Here is a 16,398-nt window from a genome sequence, read left to right on the forward strand (position 1 = left end):
CCTCCAGCGATAACGATACGCACTACCCGGCGGCCGACTTCGAGGGCCGCCGGTTCTCCCTCCCTCCGAAGTCAGCCGCTGTTCAGCAACTCCCAACCGGATACGCTAACATGAAGCACCGGTTGTCATTCTGGATACGCCATGTTCCATCGCCTGCGCCAAGACATCAACAGCATCATTGAACGCGACCCTGCCGCCCGCAATGCCTGGGAAGTATTGACCTGCTATCCGGGACTGCAAGCCATTGTCATGCACCGCTGGGCGCACTGGTGCTGGACGCACAGGATGAAATGGCTGGGGCGCTTTATTTCCTACCTGGCCCGCATCATCACCGGCATCGAGATCCACCCCGGCGCCACCATTGGCCGCCGTGTATTCATCGACCACGGCTTTGGCGTGGTGATCGGCGAGACGGCTGAAGTGGGTGACGATTGCACCATCTACCAGGGCGTGACGCTGGGCGGCACCTCGCTGCACACGGGCGCCAAGCGTCATCCGACGCTGGCGCGTGGCGTGATTGTCGGCGCTGGCGCCAAGGTGCTGGGCGGCTTTACGGTGGGCGAGTATGCCAAGGTGGGCTCGAATGCAGTGCTGCTCAAGCCGGTGCCGCCCGGCGCGACGGCGGTCGGCAATCCCGCGCACATCGTGCAGAAGGAAGCCAGCGCGGCGCCCAATCCGTTTGCGGCATATGGCGTGACGCCGAATGGCGACGATCCGCTGTCCAAGGCGCTGCGTGGCCTGATCGAAAACGCGGCCAAGCAGGAAGAACGCATCGAACGGCTGGTAGCAACCATGAAGGCGGCGGGGTTGGAGTGTCAGAGCGTAGCTGAGTGTGATAAATTCAATTCTGTCCAATTGAACAAGCTCGTCGAATAAGGAAGCAGGCTATGGAAGTGACGCCCGAAGGCGCAGAAGTACTGGACCCGTTTGAAATCCGCGTCCTGGCCGTCCTGGCCGAAAAAGAAGCGCTGACACCGGATAACTACCCGCTGTCGCTCAACGCGCTGGTGAATGGCTGCAATCAGCTGTCCAGCCGCGACCCGGTGATGTCGCTGTCTGAAGACACGGTAGCGGAGGTGCTGCAGCGTCTCATGCAGCACAAGTACGTGAACGGCATCACGCAGGCCGGCGCGCGCGTGACCAAGTACGAACACCGCATGCGTATCAAATGGTCGCTGGAGCAGGACAAGCTGGCCGTGCTGTCTGTGCTGATGCTGCGCGGCTTGCAGACTGCCGGCGAAATCCGCACGCGCACGGGCCGTCTGCATGAATTCAAATCGGTGGGGGATGTGGAGCTGGCGCTGCAGTTCCTGATCGATAAGTATCCGCCGCTGGTGTCGCGCCTGCCGCTGGCGCCCGGCACCAAGGAGCCGCGCTACGGCCAGCTGCTGGGCGGTGAGGAAGCGCTGGCGCGCGAAGAAACGGCGGCCAGCCTTGGTGGTTCAGTGAGTGGCGGGCAGGGCACGCGCATTGGTGCGCTGGAGCAGGAAGTCCAGCAATTGCGTAGCCAAGTCGAAGAGCTCACGGCCCAATTCGCCGAATTCCGCAAGCAATTCGAGTAACCGTCGCTCCCGCTTGGGCGGGAACGACGTGGCAGGTTTATGCTTCTTCGCGGCGACGGCGCATCCACACGGCGACGGCAATCATTGCCACACCCGCAGCTGCACCGATCCATACCGTGGCGGTACCCAGCGTGGCCCACGATGCGTTAAAGATGGCGTCTGGCAGTGGCATCTTGTTGACCTCGTGGTCGATCGCCACCACGTCTTTGCTGAACGCCAGCCAGGAACCTGGCACTACACCGAGCAGGATGCGGGTGGTGATGTGGCTGGTGATCCAGACCGCATCGATGCCGAAGCTGAGCGCCTTTTCTGCCCAGACCAGCAGCAGCGAACCGATCACCGGCGTGCCGACGGCCCACAGGAAGACCTTGGAGCGCGCCATGCTCGACACCATGAGCAGCCAGCCGACCGTTGGCAATGCCCACAGGATGTACACCGGCAGCAGGCCAAGCAAGCGCAGTGGCGTCAGATACAGGTCAGGCGTCGACAGGATGGCGCCGAACAGATTGGTACCGTGCGCCAGCAGCACGAAGCAGGCCGCCAGCAGTGTCACCAGGCCCAGTGCGACCGCAACGCCCATGGTGATGAGCGGCGCCACCACCACCGCCAGCAGCAGCTTGGACAGCACGGTACTCAGGTCCGACACCGGCAGCGACTTCCAGAACAGCATGCTGCGATCGCGGCGCTCGTCATGCAGCGCGCCCAGGCAGTAGAAGAACACCAGCAGGCCCAGTATCATCAGCACCGGCATGCCCGCACCGATATAGGCCTGCGCCATGGTTTCCGCAATCCTGGCGCGCATCGCGCCTTCGATGGTGACGCTGGCCACGTTGTGGCCGTCAAACTGGAAACCGCTCATTTTGCCGAAGAACAGGGAAATGAACACCAGCGTGGCGATAATGCAGGCGATCACCACCGGGGTCCACAGCAGCATGCCCTTGTTTTCCCACATCTCGCGCTTGATCAGCCATTTCATGGTTTTCATGCGTAGCTTCCTTTCATGGTCGCGACAAACAGGTCCGCCACACTGGGCGTGCGCAGTTCGCCAAAATTCGACAGCTGCTGACGGGCCACGCCGTCAAACAGCATGACCGCCTTGCCAAACACGGTGCGTTGGCTCATCGGCTGCAGCGCGTTGGCGGCGGCCAGGAACTCCGGCTCCACCATCACTTCGGTAAAGCGTTCGCCCACTTCGTCCATCGACGCGGCCAGCGAGATCTTGCCGTTCTCAATGAACATCAGGTCGGTGAGGATGTGCTCGACCTCTTCGATCTGGTGGGTGGTGATGAGGATGGTCTTGTTCTCGTCGAAGTAGTCTTCCAGCAGGTTCTGGTAGAACTGCTTGCGGTACAGAATGTCCAGACCCAGCGTCGGTTCGTCCAGCACCAGCAGCTTGGCGTCAATCGCCATCACCAGCGCCAGATGCAGCTGCACCACCATGCCCTTGGACATGGCTTTGACTTTCATGTCCGGCTTGAGCTTGGTATTGGCAATGTACTTTTCCGCCTTGCTGCGATCGAAGCGCGGATGCACGCCCTCCACGAAATCGATGGCGTCCCTGACCTTGAGCCACTTGGGCAGGATGGCGACGTCGGCGATGAAGCAGACCTCGTTCATGAGGGCTTCGCGCTGGGTGCGCGGGTCCATGCCCAGCACCGACAGCTGGCCCTCGAACGGCGTCAGGCCGAGGATGGCCTTGAGCGTGGTGGTCTTGCCGGAGCCGTTAGGACCGATCAGGCCGACAATGCGGCCCGCGTCGACCGTAAAGCTGGTGCCATCCAACGCTGTATGCTTGCCGTATCGCTTGCTCAGGCTGGAGGCGGTAATGATGGCGCTCATGCCGCACCTCCGGGCGCCGCCGGCTTGAGCAGCGCTTCCAGGTCCAGACCCAGGCGGCGGATGCGTTCCAGCATGGCTGGCCAGTCTTCGCGCAGAAAGCGTTCGCGTTCGGTGGCCAGCAGTTTGTCGCGGGCGCCATCAGTAACATACATACCTATTCCCCTCCGTTTTTCAACCAGCGTTTCATCCACCAGCTCCTGATAGGCGCGGGAGACCGTGATCGGGTTGAGTTGATAATCTGCGGCGATCTGCCGGACCGAGGGCAGGGCGTCGCCAGGCTTGAGCAGGCCGTCCAGCACCATGCCGATGACCTTGTCTTTAAGCTGCCGATAAATCGGCGCGTTGTCATTCCACATACATAGTTACCCCTTACGTGTGTTAATGAAGTGGTGTTGTAGTGAACTATAACACTAGAAATCAAAAAGACAAGCGATTTGTGTTTAGCGCTGTTGCATAGTTTGTAGCGCCAGCGTGTTATGGATGGCGGCGCCGGCGGCAGTGTTATCGAAGATGCACCAGCAGTCGCGGGCCGCCAGCCATTGCGCCACCTGCTGCAAATAGGCCTCGTCATACGCGGAATAGTAGATCTTGGGGCTGCCGTGCAGGCGGACATAGGCTTGTTCCGTGGTGGGCACGTGCGGGCCGGCCTGGCCTGCGGGCGGATCGGCAATCACGCGCGTGATGCGGTGCTGTTGCAGCAGGGCAGTGGCGGCGTCGCTGAACCAGGTGGCGTGGCGGGCTTCGCAGGCCAGCATGCAGTTGAAATGGATGTGCAGCCGTTCGAACAGATGCTGGGCCGCTGCTGCGTCCAGTGTCAGGCTTGGTGGCAGTTGTACCAGTATGCAGCCGAGCTTGGCGCCGAGCGTGCCTGCCTCGCCGGCAAAGCGGCCGAGCAGCGCATCAATGTCGTTGAGCCGGGCGTCATGCGTGATGCTGCGTGGCAGCTTGACGGCAAAACGGAAGTCATCCGGCACGCTGTCGGCCCAGCGTTCGTAGGTCTTGGCCTGATGCGGGCGGTAGAACGAGGAATTGATTTCGACGGCATTGAAAACGCGCGCATAGCGCTCCAGGTGGCTACCGTGGGCCGGGAAACTGGCAGCGGCTTCGCGGTTGATGCTCCAACCGGCACAGCCCAATCTCGTCAGGGTCATATAATGCGCGTGTTCCGAATTTTTGAAGGAAGTGACGATGAATCTTAAACGCTATGCCAAATTTGCCGCGCCGCTATTGATTGCCATGGCAATTGCCGCCTGCGCCAGCCTGATCGGCCCGCGCCAGGTGGACCTGCCGCAAGAGCGCATGCAAGCCAGCCTGGAGCGCAAATTCCCCATGCATCACCGCGCGCTGGGCGTGTTAGAGGTCGAGCTGAGCCACCCGCAGCTGACCATCATGCCGGAGAGCGACCGCGTGGCGCTGAGTATCGACCTCGGCGTGACGCCGCTGATGGCACGCCAATCGTGGCATGGCAGCATGCTGGTATCGGGCCGCTTGCGCGTGGACAGCGCGCGCAACGCCATTTATATCGCCGATGCCCACGTCGACCGCTTCGTCATGGACAACCTGGATGAGGGCAAGCAGAACCAGCTGTCCAGCGTGGCCAACCTGCTCAGCGACCAGGTCATCCGCGACGTGCCAGTCCACACCTTCCGTCCGGAAGAGCTGCGTTACGCCGGCGTACAGTTCGTCCTGACAGGCATCGACACCCGCCCGGGCGGTCTGGTGGCAAAACTGGAGCCCCAGAAGCCGCAATAAAATCCGGGGTCAGTTCTTGCAATCCAACACGGGCTCTACCGTAGCAGGCGCTACGGTAGAGCCCGTGTTGGATTGCAAGAACTGACCCCGGATTTATTTCACGCCAGCTGGCTGCATTTCGCGCCGGGTTGGCGCATTTCGTCGCATGGCAATCCGGACGGCGCTGGAAAAGCGCAAAGTGGCTACATCGCACCCCAATAACGTCACTTGAAACGGAGCCCATCATGATTCAGCAAATTATTTCCCACACCCCAACCTATGTATGGGCCCTGCTGGCCTTCTTGCTGTACCGCGGTTATCTGGCCAGCCAGGACCGTGAAATCACGCTGCAAAAACTGGCGATTATCCCGTGCGTGATGCTGGGCCTGACACTGACCAGCATTAACAGCCACGGTGTACTGGGCGACGCGGTGTGGGCTGCCTGGGCCGCCGGCGCCGGTGTGGCGATGCTGCTGGTGTGGAGCATGAGCAAAGGCGAAGTCAGCGTCAACCGCGCTGCCGGTACGGTGATGCAGCGCGGCAGCTGGGCGCCACTGATGCTGATGGTCGCCATCTTCGTGACCAAGTACACCGTGGGCGTGATGTCGGTGATGCACCCCGAGATCATCCACAGCGTTGCCGGCACGCTGGTCGTGACGACCTTGTACGGCCTGTTCAACGGTGTGTTCATCGGCCGCCTGGCACGCTATGCCGCCGCCTACCTGCGTCAGCCTGCGCCTGTCGTCGCCTTGTGATGCAGCGCCAGAACTTCTACAATCTACAACATTGTTTAAAATTGTAGAGGCGGCTTATGTATATTTTCGGTGTCGGGTTGCATGTGCTGGTGGCGATCTTCTTTGCCATCCATGCGATCCGTAGCGGGCAGCAGTTGTACTGGGTGATGATTTTGTTCTTATTCCCAGGGTTGGGCAGCATTGTGTATTTCTTCGCGATCTACCTGCCAAATTCGAAATTGCAGCACGGCGCCCGCAAGGCGGTTACGGTGGCCGCCAAGACCCTGGATCCGGGCCGCGATCTGCGCGAGGCGCGCCAGGCTTACGATTTCACGCCGACCGCGCAAAACCAGATGCGTCTGGCCGCCGCCTTGCTGGCAGCGGGGAATGCGGAAGAGGCGGCTTCGACGTATGAAGCCTGTTTAAATGGCCCGTTCTCGGGTGACCTGGAAATCCGCTTCGGCGCCGCCCAGGCCACGCTGGCCAGTGGCCGTGCGGCTGCGGCGGTCGCCCACCTGCAAACCATCCGCGGCAGCGATGCCAAATTCCGTGCGGGACAGGTGTCGCTGTTGCTGGCGCAAGCCTATGCCGCTGCCGGCCGTCATGATGAGGCTGGTGCCGAGTTTGACTATGCGCTGAGTCATTACAACAGCTTTGAGGTGCAGGCGGAGTGTGCGATCTGGGCGGCAGGCCAGGGTGATGCCGACAAGGCCCATCAGCTGTACGCGGAGTTGAAGCACACCATGGACCGCTGGGCGCGCCACACGCGGGATCTGAACCAGCCGCTGGTGCGCCGCTTGAACGCGGCAATGGCCACCATCAGCCGCTGATTATTTCCCGGGCTTGCTGTGACCGGGGTTGAGCATGCCGCCGGTTGCAGCAATCGCCTGATTCAGCTTGTTCATGGTTTCCTGCGGCACGTCGCGGCTGCACACCACATGCCGCCGCATGCCGACCGGCATATTCGGCAGGTCGTAGCGCACCAGTTTTTGCGCCGACGGCTCCTTCTGCCGGAAAAACTCCCAGTCCTCGCGGTCAACGAACATATAGGACGCGCGGCCCACCGTCAGCATACGCATCATCTGCGTGGTTTCCACGGTGCGGCTCATTAGCTTGTTCTTGCCGGACCGGATCATCTGGTCCAGCACCGGGCCGTAAGACACGCCTTCAATCACCCCCAGCGTCAGCGTAGGATCGGTCAGCAGCGCTTCCAGCGTGGCGTGCGCCTGTACGCGTTCGACCATGCCGGGCGCGATCAGCACGGTGTGCGGCAGGTCTTCATGAAATGGATTGCTGTACTGGGCGAGGGCTTCGCGTTCGGGCAGGCGGTACCAGCTGATCGAGCAGTAGTTGGTGCTGCCATGCTGGAAATTGGCCCAGATGCGCTTTTGCGGCTCGTTGATGAAGCGTGCCGGCAGGCCTGCTGCGGCGAATACCTCGCGTGCGCGTTCCAGCAGGAAGCCTTTGGCGACACCGTTCTCCATGTAGTGGTAAGGCGGTTTGTCGCGCCAGGCGACGGTGATTTGCGGCGTTGCCGGCCAGGCTGCCGCGCACGCGAACGCGGCGCACAAGCCTGCAAGCGGCAGCGCCGGCTTCATGAGGCGATGACCGCGCCAGTCAGATCGTGGCGCGTGATCACCCCATCTGCCGCGACGGCGATCCAGCCGCCGCGCGCCGGGGTGGCATCCGGTTCCCAGTCCGGCAGCACGTAGCGGCGCTTGCCGTCGATGTGGTGCAGGGCGGGGCGGTGCGTGTGACCGTGGATCATGACGTCGGTGCCGGTTTGTTCGAACACGTCCAGAATCGCCTGCGGCGTCACGTCCATGATTTCGTAAGATTTGCCGCTTTGCTCCTTGCGGCTGTCGGCGCGCAGGCCGGCGATGATGGCCTTGCGCTGCGCCAGCGGCATGGCGGTGAATTGCGCCTGCCATGCGGGTTGCCGCACCATGGCGCGGAATTCCATGTATTTAGTGTCTTGCGTGCACTGGGCGTCGCCGTGCAGTACGACCACGCGCTGGCCGCCGATATCTGCGACCCAGGTTTCCGGCAGCAGCGTCAGATTGGCCGCTTCGGCAAACCGGGCGCCGACCAGGAAATCGCGGTTGCCGGCGATCCAGTAGACCGCCACGCCGGCATCGCTGACGGCGCGCAGCGCCGCCACGACCTGCGCGTGGTATGGATCGTCGATGTCGTCATCGCCGGCCCAGTACTCGAACAGGTCGCCAAGCAGATACAGTTGCTGCGCGTGCCGCGCATGCCGCTCCAGAAAGTCGAAAAACGCCGCACTGGTCGCGGGATGCGCAGGCTGCAAATGCAGATCGGAGATGAACAGCGCGCAGACCTCACTCATATCAATCAAGCAGCCAGTTCGATGCTTTCGATGATGACGTCTTCCGACGGCACGTCAGCAAACATGCCGCTGCGGGTGGTTTTGACTTTTTTGATGGCGTCCACAACGTCGGTGCCGTCAACCACTTTGCCGAACACGGCATAGCCCCAGCCGTCCTGGCCTGGGTAGTCCAGGAAGGAGTTGTTTTTGACGTTGATGAAGAACTGGGCCGACGCCGAGTGCGGTGCCGAGGTACGCGCCATGGCCAGGGTGTAGGTGTCGTTCTTGAGGCCGTTCTTGGCTTCGTTTTCCACGGTGGTGTCAGCTGGCTTTTGCTTCATGCCTGGCTCGAAACCGCCGCCCTGGATCATGAAACCATCGATCACGCGGTGGAAGATGGTGTTGTTGTAATGACCGGCTTCCATGTAAGCCAGGAAGTTGGCGACCGATTTAGGTGCTTTTTCTGCATCCAGTTCTGCGGTCATGGTGCCCAGGTTGGTTTTGATGATTACTTTGGTCATTTTGTTATCCTGAATGGTTAAAAAATACGGCAAGGCCGCTATTTTACTGTTTTGGCGGGATCGCTGTCTTCAAAATCGTCGCCGACTTCACGGTGATCGGGATGACAGGGATGTTCTGGAAGATGCCTTTGTCGTCCACCAGCACGCCCTTGATCTTGTCCACGACCTCGTAGCCTTTGACCACTTTGCCGAACACGGTGTAGCCGCCGGAGCCATCCGGACCTGGATAATCCAGCGGCGTATTGTCTTCGACATTGATGAACCACTGCGAGGTGGCCGAGTTGGGATCGCCCATGCGTGCCATGGCCAGCGAGTATTTGGCGTTGCTCAGGCCATTTTTGGACTCGATCGGCACTGGCTTGCTGGTCGGCTTGCTCTTGAGTTTTTCATCGTAGCCGCCGCCCTGGATCATGAAACCGTCAATGACGCGGTGGAAAATCGTGCCCTTGTAGAAGCCGGACTTCACATAGCCCAGAAAATTGTCGACCGACTTGGGCGCCTTCTCGCGGTCCAGCTCCACCACGATGTCGCCCATGGTGGTTTTCAGTTCCACCTGCGGCGTTGGCGTATTCTCAGTGGTTTTGGCGGCTGGCGGCGCGGCCAGCACAGCGCCGGACAGGGCCAGACCAGCGAAGACGGTCATCAGTTTTTGGTGCATCGAGCTTCCTCTGGTTAGTGTTAGATAGGCAAAATCCGCTTGCAGATGAGGCCTATGCTGTTTTTATCAATGCTATACTTGTTCCATTCTACCCCTTAGAACGTAGAAACAAGAACATTCCCCGGGGTTCCCCAGGCTAACGATGAACGCAGGTGCGCAGCCGTCTTGGATGACGCGCCAGGTCATCGTATTGCCTATGGCGCCCCAGTAAAACGCAAGAGTCCGATGAGCAATTTAAAGATTTACAACACGCTGGCGCGTGACAAGCAGACATTCGTACCTATCGAACCGGGCAAAGTCCGCATGTATGTATGCGGCATGACCATTTACGACTACTGCCACATCGGCCATGCACGCATGATGATGGCGTTCGACGTGATGTACCGCTGGCTGCTGGCGTCAGGCTATGACGTCACCTACGCGCGCAACATCACGGACATCGACGACAAGATCATCAAGCGCGCGGTGGAAAATGGCGAGACCATCTCGCAGCTGACCACGCGTTTTACCCGATACATGGACGAAGACACCACCGCGCTGGGCATCCTGCCGCCGACGCTGGTGCCGCGCGCTACCGAATATGTGCCGCAAATGCTGGCGCTGATCGAAAAGCTGGAAGCCAGGGATCTGGCCTACAAGGGCGAGGACGGCGACGTCAATTACGCGGTGCGCAATTTTGAAGGCTATGGCAAATTGTCGGGCAAGTCGCTGGACGACCTGCGCGCCGGCGAGCGCGTGGACGTCAACACCGGCAAGCGCGATCCGCTCGACTTCGTGCTGTGGAAGGCATCCAAGAAATCCGAACCGGAAGAAGTGAAGTGGGATTCCAAATGGGGCAAGGGCCGTCCGGGCTGGCACATCGAGTGCTCGGCCATGTGCTCGGCGCTGCTCGGCGAACACTTCGACATCCATGGCGGCGGCGCGGACCTGCAGTTCCCGCACCACGAAAACGAAATCGCCCAGTCGGAAGGCGCGTTCGGCCATCAGATGGTCAACTACTGGGTGCACAACGGCTTTGTGCGCGTGGATAACGAGAAGATGTCCAAATCGCTGGGCAATTTCTTCACCATCCGCGACGTGCTGAAAAAGTATGACGCCGAAGTGGTGCGCTTCTTCATCCTGCGCGCCCACTACCGCAGCCCGCTGAACTACTCGGACGCGCACCTGGACGACGCCCGCGGCGCACTGACCCGCCTGTACACCGCGCTGGATGGCGTGGAAGGCGACGGCCAGCCGCTGGACTGGAAAGAAGAAAACGCCGCCCGCTTTGCTGAGGCGATGGACGACGACTTCAATACGCCGCTGGCGGTGGCCGCGCTGTTCGAGCTGGCGACGGAAGTCAACAAATCGAAATCGCCGGTTGCCGCGCGCCAGCTGAAAGCACTGGCCGGCGTGATTGGCCTGCTGGAGCGCACGCCGCAGCAATTCCGCCAGGCGGCCGTGGGCGGCGAGGGCGGTGACGATGCCGCCATCGACGCTGCCATCGTGCAGCGCGCGGAAGCCAAGAAAGCCCGCAACTTCGCCGAGTCCGACAAGATCCGCGCCGACCTGCTGGCACAAGGCATCATCCTCGAAGACAAGCCTGACGGCACCACCAACTGGCGCCGCGCATAACTATGGTCATTGCCAAGGATAACGAGGCCGTCGGCGGCGTGCCGCCATACTGGGAGGAAGCCAAGCTTGAGCTCATGAAGCGGGACCGCATCATGAACAAGCTCATCCCGCAGTTTGGCGACCTGCACCTGCGCGGCCATCACGATCCGTTTACCACCTTGGCGCGTTCGGTTGTCGGCCAGCAGGTGACCGCCAAGGTTGCCGACGTGGCCTGGAAGAAGCTGCTGGACATCAGCCCGAAATGCACGCCAGCCCAGATCATCAAGGCGGGCGCCGAGCAGCTGTCGGCGTGCGGCCTGTCCAAGCGCAAGACCGAGTACATTCTCGACCTGGCCGATCACTTCAAGAACAAGCGCGTCCACACGGCCCAGTGGGACCAGATGGATGATGAAGCGGTGATTGCCGAGCTGGTGCAGATCCGCGGCATCGGCCGCTGGACAGCCGAGATGTTTTTGATATTTAATCTGCTGCGTCCCAACGTTTTACCGCTCGACGACCCCGGTTTAATCCAGGGCATCAGCCAGAATTATTTCTCGGGCGAACCGGTCTCGCGCAGCGATGCGCGCGAAGTTTCCGCCAACTGGGAGCCTTACCGAACGGTAGCGACCTGGTATTTATGGCGTAGTCTGGATCCGGTTGCTGTAGAATAGATACTCTAATCGCTGTGCGAGGGACTTTTGCGCGCCTTTACAAAAGGCGCCAGCCCCCTCAGCTGAGAATAAACACGGAGGTACAATGACCAAAACGACTTTCCTCAATTTTGAGCAACCGATTGCTGAACTCGACGGCAAGATCGAAGAATTGCGCTTCGTCCAGGACGATTCGGCAGTCGATATCTCTGAGGAGATCGACCGTCTGGCCAAAAAAAGCCAGCAACTGACCAAAGACATTTACGCCAAGCTGACGCCATGGCAGGTTTCGCAGATTGCGCGTCACCCACAACGTCCATACACCATGGACTACGTGAACGAAATCTTTACCGACTTCCACGAACTGCACGGCGACCGCACCTATGCGGATGACCTGTCGGTGGTGGGCGGCCTGGCCCGTTTCAATGGCCAGGCGTGCATGGTGATCGGCCACCAGAAAGGCCGCGACACCAAAGAGCGCGCCATGCGCAACTTCGGCATGCCGAAGCCGGAAGGCTACCGCAAAGCCATGCGCCTGATGAAGCTGGCCGAGAAGTTTGGCATTCCGGTGTTCACGTTTGTGGATACGCCGGGCGCGTTCCCGGGCATCGACGCGGAAGAGCGCGGCCAGTCGGAAGCGATCGGCCACAACCTGTATGTGATGGCGGAACTGAAAGTGCCGCTGATCGCCACCATTATTGGCGAAGGCGGTTCGGGCGGCGCGCTGGCGATTGCCGTGGCTGACCAGGTCATCATGCTGCAATACGCGACTTACTCGGTGATTTCGCCGGAAGGCTGCGCATCGATTCTGTGGAAGACCTCGGAACGTGCTGCGGATGCAGCGGAAGCACTGGGCCTGACGGCGCATCGTCTGAAAGCGATTGGCCTGATCGACAAGATCGTCAGCGAACCGCTGGGCGGCGCGCACCGCGATCCGAAACAGATGGCGACGCTGCTGAAACGCGCGCTGGCCGACTCGCTGCGTCAGTTCCACGGCATGAAAACCAAAGACCTGCTGGAAGCCCGTCACGAGAAGCTGATGAGCTACGGCAAGTTCAAAGAAACCACGCCACAAGAGTAAATGGGATTCCCGCGCAAGCGGGAATCCATACACACCCGCCGGGAGCCCGCGCATGCGCTGCTCCCGGTTTGCATTTTGGAGCCGTACCTTGAAGCAGCAAAAGCCCACCCTCACGTCCACCTTTGAACACGCCGTTGCTGCCGCCGGCGCAGGGCAGGGCGCCGCGTCCGCGTCCGCGTCGCACATTGCCGTCGCACTGAGTGGCGGCCTGGACTCGTCGGCACTGCTGCACCTGGCCCACGCCTACGCCCAGGCCAACGGCCTCACGCTGCACGCCTTCCACATCCACCACGGCCTCAGCCCGAACGCCGACACCTGGCTGGCCCATTGCGAAAAAGAATGCGCCGCGCTTGGCGTCAGCTTTGAAGCCCGCCGCATCCAGCTGCAAGACCAGAAAAAATCCGGCACCGAAGCCGCCGCGCGCAAAGCCCGCTACGCCGCGCTCGGCGCGCTGTGCAGGGACCACGACGTGACCTTGCTGCTAACCGCCCACCATCTCGACGACCAGGCCGAAACCGTCCTGCTGCAACTGCTGCGGGGCTCCGGCCCGGCCGGCCTGTCCGGCATGGATGCCGCCAATACGGCCGCCAGCCTGCTGCAAAACGACCAGCTCGTCATGGCCCGCCCGTTGCTGCAAGCCTCGCGCAAGCAGCTGGAAGCCTATGTCGCTGAGCGCGGTGTGCAGCACATCCATGACGAGTCCAACGACGATCCACGCTACGCGCGCAACGCGCTGCGCCACAAAGTCATGCCGGCGCTGGAACAACACTTCCCCGGCTTCCAGGAGCGCTTCGCCCGCAGCGCCCAGCACGCGCAATCGGCCACCCGCCTGCTGGCCGAGCTGGCCGAACAGGACCTGGCCGCCACGCTGGCTGAGGATTGCCTCGACATCAGCAAACTGCGCGCCCTGAGCGAAGATCGTGCCTACAATCTGCTGCGTCACTGGTTCGCCACGCGCGGCCTGAGCATGCCAAGCACCGCCTGGCTGTCGGAAATGCTGACCCAGCTGCTGGAAGCCAAGTACGATGCGCAACTGCTGGTCACGCATCCGGAATGCCACGTGCGCCGCTACCGCGACCGCCTGCACCTGACGCCCAAGCTGGACGACCTGGCAGGGATGCGCGAAGACCAGTTCGACGACAAGCCCGGCACCGGCTTCAGCTGGAACGGCGAAAGCGAAATCGCCTTCCCAGCCTATGGCGGCGTGTTGTATTTTGAGCCATCCGACGAAGGGCTGGATGCCGGCTGGCTGCGTGCGCAAAAACTCGTGATCGAATTCCGCCGTGGCGGCGAGCGCCTCAAGCCGGCGCCGAACCGTTCCACGCGCCCGCTCAAATACCACTATCAGGCGTTGAATATCCCGGCGTGGGAACGTGGCCGTCTGCCTGTGGTCAAGACACCAGGCCACTTGCTGTTCGCGGCCGGCATCGGCATGGATTGCCATAACGTCAGCAGCGGAGCGGAGCGCATCGCGCTGCGTTGGCAAGCTGTCTAGACATCAGGCTGTATCTGCCGAATTTTGTATGTAGATATGTCTATTCGGTATGAGTTTATGAGCTTTTTGACTTGTTATTTTGCAGTGCGGCATGTAGAGTTAAGGGTTCCATTTACCTTTATTTGAGCGGAAAACTCACTGTTATGGCTTTAATCGTGCACAAATACGGCGGTACGTCGATGGGTTCGACGGACCGTATCAAGAACGTCGCGCGGCGTGTCGCCAAGTGGCATGACGCCGGGCACCGCATCGTGGTGGTTCCGTCGGCAATGTCGGGCGAGACCAACCGCCTGATCGCCCTGGCCAAGGAAGTTCAGGCCCAACCAGATCCACGCGAGCTGGACATGGTGGCGTCGACCGGCGAACAAGTCTCCGTCGGCCTGCTGTCGATGGCGCTGCAAGCTATCGGCAAGAAGGCGATTTCCTACGCCGGCTGGCAAGTCGCGATTAAAACCGATTCCGCATTCACCAAAGCCCGTATCCAGTCGATCGACAACGAAAAGGTCAATCGCGATCTGGACGAAGGCAAAATCGTCATCATCACTGGCTTCCAGGGCGTGGACGACGACGGCAATATCGCCACGCTGGGCCGCGGCGGTTCGGACACCTCGGCGGTGGCAATTGCCGCCGCCATGAAGGCCGACGAATGCCTGATTTTCACCGACGTAGACGGCGTCTATACGACCGATCCGCGCGTGGTATCGGAAGCGCGCCGCCTGAAAGCCATCACCTTTGAAGAAATGCTGGAACTGGCATCGCTGGGCTCGAAAGTGCTGCAGACCCGTTCGGTCGAATTCGCCGGTAACTACCGCGTGCCGACCCGCGTCCTGTCTTCGCTGACCGACCCGATGCTGGACATCGAAGAAGAAGCCAACTCCGGCACCCTGATCTCGTTTGAGGAAGATACACACATGGAACAAGCAGTCATCTCCGGTATCGCGTTCAACCGCGATGAAGCCAAAATCACCGTGCTGGGCGTGCCAGACCGTCCAGGCGTGGCTTATCACATCCTGGGACCGGTGGCCGATGCCAACATCGAAGTCGACATGATTATCCAGAACCAGTCGGTCGATGGTAAAACCGACTTCACCTTCACCGTCTCGCGCAACGACTACCAGCGCGCGGTGGATGTGCTGAACAGCACCAAGGAAGCGCTGGGTGCGGCGAGCGTCACTGGCGACGCCAAAGTATCGAAAATCTCGGTAGTGGGCGTAGGCATGCGTTCGCACGTGGGCGTGGCTTCGCAGATGTTCCGTACGCTGTCGGAAGAGGGCATCAACATCATGATGATCTCCACCTCGGAAATCAAAATTTCCGTGCTGATCGACGAGAAATACATGGAGCTGGCCGTGCGCGCGCTGCACAAAGCGTTCGAACTGGAAAAGGCATAAATTTTTCGAAATAATCGCCAAGTTGCCTTGACCAAATGGATCACGGTCTATACTATGGCGGTCGTCTGCTCTAGAGCAGTTTGATAGACAGACATAGTTGAGCAATCGACTAGGAGACGTGGCCGAGTGGCCGAAGGCACTTCCCTGCTAAGGAAGCATACGGGCAAAACCTGTATCGTGGGTTCGAATCCCACCGTCTCCGCCAGAACAAACAAAAAAGCCTCCCCTGCGGGAGGCTTTTTTGTTTGTCTGGACCGAACGTCACCGAGACACATCCCTTGACCAAACGAACTCTGATCTATACTATAACGGACGTCGCTTCTATCCTTGTAGAAACGACATAGTTGAGCAATCGACTAGGAGACGTGGCCGAGTGGCCGAAGGCACATCCCTGCTAAGGATGCATACGGCTTATACCTGTATCGTGGGTTCGAATCCCACCGTCTCCGCCAGAACAAACGAAAAAGCCGCTCCATCGAGCGGCTTTTTTTTAGTCAATTGACCCGTCCTGGTTTAAGTTGTCACTTCCCGCCTTTTCTTAGGAGAGCGAGATGGGAACTAGACAAAAGAGGACGCAGAGCGATTACAGCCTGGCTTTTAAGCAGGGGGTAGTCGATGCAGTGGAAAAAGGCGAAATGACGTACAAGCAGGCCCAGCGTCTGTACGGCATCCAAGGCCGCTCGACGGTGCTAGTATGGCTGCGCAAGCTTGGCCGGCAGGATTGGAGTACGCTGGCGATGGCTTTGGCCCGTCATCAACCAGCCGAGATCGGTGCTACCTCCATGACTCCGGAACAGCGAATCAAGCAACTTGA

Annotated in this window: 19 protein-coding genes and 2 tRNA genes; 13 read left to right on the forward strand and 8 right to left on the reverse strand. The window is 60.4% G+C overall.

Annotation, left to right across the window (positions count from 1 at the left end; all coding sequences use genetic code 11):
* Positions 1-141 precede the first annotated feature (141 nt).
* Together cysE and BUA36_RS18380 are read left to right on the forward strand one after the other, a co-directional pair.
* Positions 142-876 (forward strand): serine O-acetyltransferase, encoded by a 735-nt coding sequence (cysE, locus tag BUA36_RS18375; RefSeq protein ID WP_072786748.1) that lies wholly within the window; start codon positions 142-144, stop codon positions 874-876.
* A gap of 11 nt (positions 877-887) precedes the next feature.
* The gene (locus BUA36_RS18380; RefSeq protein ID WP_072786749.1) at positions 888-1,562 is read left to right on the forward strand and encodes a YceH family protein; all 675 of its coding nucleotides are present in this window, start codon (positions 888-890) and stop codon (positions 1,560-1,562) included.
* A gap of 37 nt (positions 1,563-1,599) precedes the next feature.
* On the opposite strand, the gene BUA36_RS18385 is transcribed toward BUA36_RS18380, so the two are convergent.
* The 4 genes from BUA36_RS18385 to BUA36_RS18400 form a co-directional block, all read right to left on the reverse strand.
* Positions 1,600-2,547: a hypothetical protein gene (locus BUA36_RS18385; protein ID WP_072786750.1), complete on the reverse strand. Its 948-nt coding sequence runs from the start codon at positions 2,545-2,547 to the stop codon at positions 1,600-1,602.
* On the reverse strand, positions 2,544-3,401 hold the full coding sequence (locus tag BUA36_RS18390) for an ABC transporter ATP-binding protein (protein ID WP_072786751.1): 858 nt from the start codon (positions 3,399-3,401) through the stop codon (positions 2,544-2,546). Before BUA36_RS18390 ends, BUA36_RS18385 begins: the two co-directional genes overlap by 4 nt.
* Positions 3,398-3,757 carry a GntR family transcriptional regulator gene (locus tag BUA36_RS18395; RefSeq protein WP_072786752.1) on the reverse strand — a complete coding sequence of 120 codons (360 nt, stop codon included), beginning with the start codon at positions 3,755-3,757 and terminating at the stop codon, positions 3,398-3,400. Before BUA36_RS18395 ends, BUA36_RS18390 begins: the two co-directional genes overlap by 4 nt.
* A gap of 84 nt (positions 3,758-3,841) precedes the next feature.
* Positions 3,842-4,552, reverse strand: coding sequence for a DUF72 domain-containing protein (locus BUA36_RS18400; protein WP_072786753.1), 711 nt, complete (start codon positions 4,550-4,552; stop codon positions 3,842-3,844).
* A gap of 37 nt (positions 4,553-4,589) precedes the next feature.
* Between BUA36_RS18400 and BUA36_RS18405 the strand changes: the two genes are divergently transcribed.
* From BUA36_RS18405 to BUA36_RS18415, 3 genes are all read left to right on the forward strand, one after another.
* Positions 4,590-5,153, forward strand: coding sequence for a DUF1439 domain-containing protein (locus BUA36_RS18405; protein ID WP_072786754.1), 564 nt, complete (start codon positions 4,590-4,592; stop codon positions 5,151-5,153).
* Positions 5,154-5,377: 224 nt separating this feature from the next.
* Entirely contained in the window at positions 5,378-5,887 is a 510-nt protein-coding gene (locus BUA36_RS18410; protein ID WP_072786755.1) for a DUF6622 family protein, read from the forward strand.
* A gap of 56 nt (positions 5,888-5,943) precedes the next feature.
* The gene (locus BUA36_RS18415; RefSeq protein ID WP_072786756.1) at positions 5,944-6,696 is read left to right on the forward strand and encodes a hypothetical protein; all 753 of its coding nucleotides are present in this window, start codon (positions 5,944-5,946) and stop codon (positions 6,694-6,696) included.
* Here BUA36_RS18415 and BUA36_RS18420 read toward each other — a convergent pair whose 3' ends face one another.
* Genes BUA36_RS18420 through BUA36_RS18435 form a run of 4 tightly spaced genes read right to left on the reverse strand, consistent with a single transcriptional unit; the run spans position 6,697 to position 9,374 of the window.
* A complete protein-coding gene (locus BUA36_RS18420; protein ID WP_072786757.1) occupies positions 6,697-7,464 on the reverse strand; it encodes a substrate-binding periplasmic protein in 768 nt (255 codons plus the stop codon).
* On the reverse strand, positions 7,461-8,216 hold the full coding sequence (locus BUA36_RS18425) for a UDP-2,3-diacylglucosamine diphosphatase (protein WP_072786758.1): 756 nt from the start codon (positions 8,214-8,216) through the stop codon (positions 7,461-7,463). Before BUA36_RS18425 ends, BUA36_RS18420 begins: the two co-directional genes overlap by 4 nt.
* 5 nt (positions 8,217-8,221) lie before the next feature.
* Entirely contained in the window at positions 8,222-8,716 is a 495-nt protein-coding gene (locus BUA36_RS18430; RefSeq protein WP_072786759.1) for a peptidylprolyl isomerase, read from the reverse strand.
* A gap of 43 nt (positions 8,717-8,759) precedes the next feature.
* Positions 8,760-9,374, reverse strand: coding sequence for a peptidylprolyl isomerase (locus BUA36_RS18435; protein WP_072786760.1), 615 nt, complete (start codon positions 9,372-9,374; stop codon positions 8,760-8,762).
* A 225-nt stretch (positions 9,375-9,599) separates the two neighbouring features.
* On the opposite strand from BUA36_RS18435, the gene cysS reads away from it, so the two are divergent.
* The 8 genes from cysS to BUA36_RS18475 form a co-directional block, all read left to right on the forward strand.
* A complete protein-coding gene (gene cysS, locus BUA36_RS18440; RefSeq protein ID WP_072786761.1) occupies positions 9,600-10,988 on the forward strand; it encodes a cysteine--tRNA ligase in 1,389 nt (462 codons plus the stop codon).
* 2 nt (positions 10,989-10,990) lie between these two features.
* The gene (locus BUA36_RS18445) at positions 10,991-11,638 is read left to right on the forward strand and encodes a DNA-3-methyladenine glycosylase family protein (RefSeq protein WP_072786762.1); all 648 of its coding nucleotides are present in this window, start codon (positions 10,991-10,993) and stop codon (positions 11,636-11,638) included.
* Positions 11,639-11,723: 85 nt separating this feature from the next.
* Positions 11,724-12,698, forward strand: coding sequence for an acetyl-CoA carboxylase carboxyltransferase subunit alpha (locus BUA36_RS18450; RefSeq protein WP_072786763.1), 975 nt, complete (start codon positions 11,724-11,726; stop codon positions 12,696-12,698).
* 52 nt (positions 12,699-12,750) lie between these two features.
* Entirely contained in the window at positions 12,751-14,193 is a 1,443-nt protein-coding gene (gene tilS / locus BUA36_RS18455) for a tRNA lysidine(34) synthetase TilS (RefSeq protein WP_072786764.1), read from the forward strand.
* 143 nt (positions 14,194-14,336) lie between these two features.
* The gene (locus tag BUA36_RS18460) at positions 14,337-15,584 is read left to right on the forward strand and encodes an aspartate kinase (RefSeq protein WP_072786765.1); all 1,248 of its coding nucleotides are present in this window, start codon (positions 14,337-14,339) and stop codon (positions 15,582-15,584) included.
* Between the two features lie 112 nt (positions 15,585-15,696).
* Positions 15,697-15,789 (forward strand) — tRNA-Ser (locus BUA36_RS18465).
* A gap of 154 nt (positions 15,790-15,943) precedes the next feature.
* Positions 15,944-16,036 (forward strand) — tRNA-Ser (locus BUA36_RS18470).
* 99 nt (positions 16,037-16,135) lie between these two features.
* The coding region (locus BUA36_RS18475) for a helix-turn-helix domain-containing protein (RefSeq protein ID WP_072786766.1) at positions 16,136-16,398 on the forward strand (263 nt) is incomplete at its 3' end.

The sequence above is a fragment of the Duganella sacchari genome (genome assembly GCF_900143065.1).
In the GTDB taxonomy this organism is placed as follows: Bacteria; Pseudomonadota; Gammaproteobacteria; order Burkholderiales; family Burkholderiaceae_D; genus Rugamonas; species Rugamonas sacchari.